At 63.0% G+C, this 3,857-nt stretch carries 3 protein-coding genes and 1 pseudogene; 2 read left to right on the top strand and 2 right to left on the bottom strand.

Going from position 1 to position 3,857, the window contains the following annotated elements:
- The coding region (locus tag ABYB95_RS18815; protein ID WP_372660325.1) for a penicillin-binding protein 1A at positions 1–1,785 on the top strand (1,785 nt) is incomplete at its 5' end.
- Here ABYB95_RS18815 and cyaY read toward each other — a convergent pair.
- On the bottom strand, positions 1,775–2,104 hold the full coding sequence (gene cyaY / locus ABYB95_RS18820) for an iron donor protein CyaY (RefSeq protein WP_372660328.1): 330 nt from the start codon (positions 2,102–2,104) through the stop codon (positions 1,775–1,777). The genes ABYB95_RS18815 and cyaY overlap by 11 nt on opposite strands.
- Before the next feature lie 328 nt (positions 2,105–2,432).
- On the opposite strand from cyaY, the gene lysA reads away from it, so the two are divergent.
- The gene (gene lysA / locus ABYB95_RS18825) at positions 2,433–3,710 is read left to right on the top strand and encodes a diaminopimelate decarboxylase (RefSeq protein ID WP_372660330.1); all 1,278 of its coding nucleotides are present in this window, start codon (positions 2,433–2,435) and stop codon (positions 3,708–3,710) included.
- A 13-nt stretch (positions 3,711–3,723) separates the two neighbouring features.
- Here the strand turns inward: lysA and ABYB95_RS18830 are convergent.
- A pseudogene (locus tag ABYB95_RS18830) lies at positions 3,724–3,857 on the bottom strand (sulfoxide reductase heme-binding subunit YedZ); the annotation flags it as partial.

Here is a 3,857-nt window from a genome sequence, read left to right on the forward strand (position 1 = left end):
GGCAAGCCGCTCAAAGACGTGAGCATTGCAGAAGCGGCCATGCTGGCCGGCCTGCCCAAGGCCCCGTCGGCGTACAACCCGATCAGCAACCCCAAGCGGGCCCGCTCCAGGCAGCTGTACATCATCGAGCGCATGGTGGAAAACGGGTTCATCTCGGAGGAGCAGGCGCTTGACGCCAAGAAGGAGACCCTCAAACTGCGCCCCGCCCACAACGTGGAGCGCATACACGCCGAATATGCGGCGGAAATGGTTCGCCAGGCCATGATCACCCAGTACGGGGAAGACGCCTACACGCGCGGCCTGGTCGTCACCACCAGCCTGCGGTCGGAGGAACAGCAGGCCGCCTACCGCGCGCTGCGCGATGGTGTATTGGAATTTGAGCGTCGGCAAATCTACCGTGGTCCCGAGCTGTTCATCACCCTGCCGACCGAAAAGGCTGCGCGCGAAGACGCGATCGACGACGCTTTGAACGAGCGCCCGGACAACGACGACTTGCTGTCTGCCGTTGTGCTGGAAGCGGCGCCGCGCAAGGTGGTGGTGGTGCGCCAGGATGGCGACCCCATCGAGATCACCGGCGAGGGTCTGCGACCCGTGCAATCGGGGTTGTCCGACAAGGCCGGGCCCAATGTCAAACTGCGTCCCGGTGCCGTGGTCCGTATATTCAAGAGCAGCGACGACACTTGGCGCATCACGCAACTGCCGGAAGTGGAGTCCGCTTTCGTGGCCTTGGACTCCCACACCGGTGCGGTACGGGCCTTGGTGGGTGGCTTTGATTTCCAGAAGAACAAGTTCAACCATGTGATCCAGGCCTGGCGTCAACCAGGCTCCAGCTTCAAGCCTTTTATTTACTCAGCAGCGCTGGAAAAAGGGCTGACACCCATGACCGTGGTCAACGATGCGCCCTTGTTTTACAGCGCGGGTGAAACCGGCGGCAAGCCATGGGAGCCCAAAAACTACGACGGCCGCTTCGAAGGCCCGATGTCGGTGCGCCGGGCATTGGCCAAGTCGAAAAACATGGTGTCGATCCGGGTGCTGCAGTTGGTCGGCACCCAGAGTGCCCAGGAATGGGTCACGCGCTTTGGCTTTGATGCCGACAAACACCCGCCCTACCTCACCATGGCGCTGGGCGCGGGTTCGGTCACCCCCATGCAAATGGCGACGGGTTACGCGGTTTTCGCCAACGGCGGCTACCGGGTCACGCCCTCGCTCATCACCAAGGTCACGGACCACAAAGGCAAAGTCCTGTTCGAAAACGAGGTGCAACCGCCGCCCCGGGTGATCGACGAGCGCAACGCCTTTGTCATGAGCAGCTTGCTGCAGGAAGTCACCCGCTCGGGCACGGCCGCGCGTGCGCAAGCCACCTTGAAACGGCCCGACCTGTACGGCAAGACCGGCACCACCAACGATTCTGTGGACGCCTGGTTTGTGGGCTACCAACCGAGCGTGGTGGCAGCGGCCTGGTTTGGCTACGACACGCCGCACAACCTGGGCAGCAGAGAGACCGGTGGCGGTCTGAGCATGCCGATCTGGATCGACTTCATGAAAGTCGCGCTCAAGAACGTGCCGGTGGCCGAATACCAGGCGCCGGCAGGTGTGATCAATGTCGGTGGCGAGTGGTACTACGAAGAGTTCGGGCCCGGCAGAGGGGTTCGGGGTCTGGGGCTGCAAGATCCATTGCCGGGCATGCCGATCGGCAACGTGGACGAAAACGGTGTGCCGGTGCCGCCGCCCGCGCCCATGGCGGACAAGGACCGCCGCAGCATCATGGATTTGTTCAGGAACTGAAGTCCAGCGTTTGCCCCGCCTGCTCGCTGGCGCAGCGCGACAGGAGGGCAAAAAACTCACCTTGTCCTTTGGTGTCCTGCCAGACCTGCTCTTGGAACTTGAAGTGGAATCCGCCGGCCTGGGCGGCCATCCAGACTTCGTGCAAAGGCTTTTGCAGGTTCACGACGATCTGGCTGCCATTGCCAAATACCAAGGTCACCATACCGCCGACGCGCTGGTTGTCGATGTCGGCGTCGGAGGCGTCGTTGATTCGGTCGCAAGCCAGTTCGATGGACTGCAACAAGGCTTCGGCGTGGTTCAGGTATTCGATGTCGGTCATTACAATGCACAGATGATGGGGTTGAGACAAATTCTAGGCGCGCGCGCCAACAAGGCCGTAAACAGGGCCATCTTGGCAGGCATGGGTCTGCTGCTGGTGGCATGCGGGCAAAAAGGCCCACTGTTTCTGGACCATCGCGACCCCGCCGCCACCGGCAGCGCCGTGGTGCCCGCCAAAGGTGCCCCGAGCGCGCAAAACGGCGACCCCCTACCCCAACGCTGAACGGCTTGCCCGGTTGCCATCCGCCTGATCGGCGACCGGCGCTGCCGCCTCCTCACACTCTTATACCTGCGCCCACGCCATGACCCTGACGCCCCAGGCCCTTCAGATGCCTTTGCCGCCCTTTTTCGACTACCAGAAAGAACGGGGCTTGATGATCGAAGGGGTGTCGTTGCAGCAGCTGGCACAGAAGCACGGAACGCCCTTGTTTGTATACAGCAAAGCGGCGGTGCTGGCCGCGCTGGCCGCGTACCAAAAGGGCTTTGCCGGGCGCGAGCACCTGATCTGTTACGCAATGAAGGCCAACTCCACGCTGGCGATTCTGCAAACGCTGGTGCGTGCGGGTTGTGGGTTGGATATCGTCTCGGGCGGCGAGTTGGAGCGGGCGCTCAGCGCCGGCGTGGCGCCCACCCGCGTGATTTTTTCGGGCGTGGGAAAAACCCGCTCCGAGATGCGCCGGGCGCTGGAAGTGGGCATTGGCTGCTTCAACGTGGAGAGCCGGGCCGAACTGGACGTTTTGAACGAAGTGGCCATGGGCATGGGCCTGCAGGCGCCGGTGAGCATCCGGGTCAATCCCAACGTGGACGCCAAGACCCACCCCTACATTTCAACCGGCTTGAAGGACAACAAGTTTGGCATTGCCCACGAGGAAGTGCTGGACACCTACGCCCACGCCGCCGCGTGCAAAGGTCTGCGCGTTGTGGGCATCGACTGCCATATTGGCTCGCAGATCACGTCGGCCGAGCCCTATCTGGACGCCATGGACCGCATTCTCGATTTGGTCGAGGCGATCGAACTGGCCGGTGTGCCCATTGCCCACATCGATTTCGGGGGCGGCCTGGGTATCGACTACGCGGGTGACACGCCCCCGCAAGCCGACGCGCTTTGGGCGCGCTTGCTGCAAAAGCTCGATACGCGGGGCTTTGGCCAGCGCAAGATCCTGATCGAACCTGGTCGTTCGCTGGTGGGCAATGCCGGCGTCTGCCTGACCGAGGTGCTCTACCTCAAGCCGGGCGAACACAAGCATTTCTGCATTGTGGACGCGGCCATGAACGATTTGCCGCGCCCGGCCATGTACCAGGCTTTTCACCAGATCGTGCCGGTGCAGCCACGCCTTGACGCGTCGGCCCAGGCTTGGGACGTGGTGGGCCCGGTGTGTGAAAGCGGCGACTGGCTGGGCCGCGACCGGGAACTGGCCGTGCAGGCGGGTGACTGCCTGGCGGTGCTGTCAGCAGGCGCGTATTGCATGAGCATGGCCAGCAACTACAACACGCGTGGACGGGCCGCCGAAGTCCTGGTCGATGGCGAAACCTACACCGTGATCCGGGCCAGGGAATCGGCCGAAGACCAGTTCCGGCTGGAATCGCTGCTGCCGCCCGCCCGCTGAACGCGGTGCCCGTTCAGCGCTGGAGACGGCGCCAGACGCGCCAGAGCAAAAGGCTGCCAAGGATGGCCGCGTAAACAAACACCTCGGTGTAGTTGTTCTTGCCGCTGCGCATCCAGAAAAAGTGCAGCACCGCCAGACCCGCCACCA

This window comes from Hydrogenophaga sp. (assembly GCF_041633695.1).
Lineage (GTDB): Bacteria > Pseudomonadota > Gammaproteobacteria > Burkholderiales > Burkholderiaceae_C > Hydrogenophaga.

Excerpts from the sequence above, each read along its gene's own strand:
- cyaY (WP_372660328.1), bottom strand. The coding sequence starts at position 2,104 with ATGACCGACATCGAATACCTGAACCACGCCGAAGCCTTGTTGCAGTCC.
- lysA (WP_372660330.1), top strand. The coding sequence starts at position 2,433 with ATGCCTTTGCCGCCCTTTTTCGACTACCAGAAAGAACGGGGCTTGATG.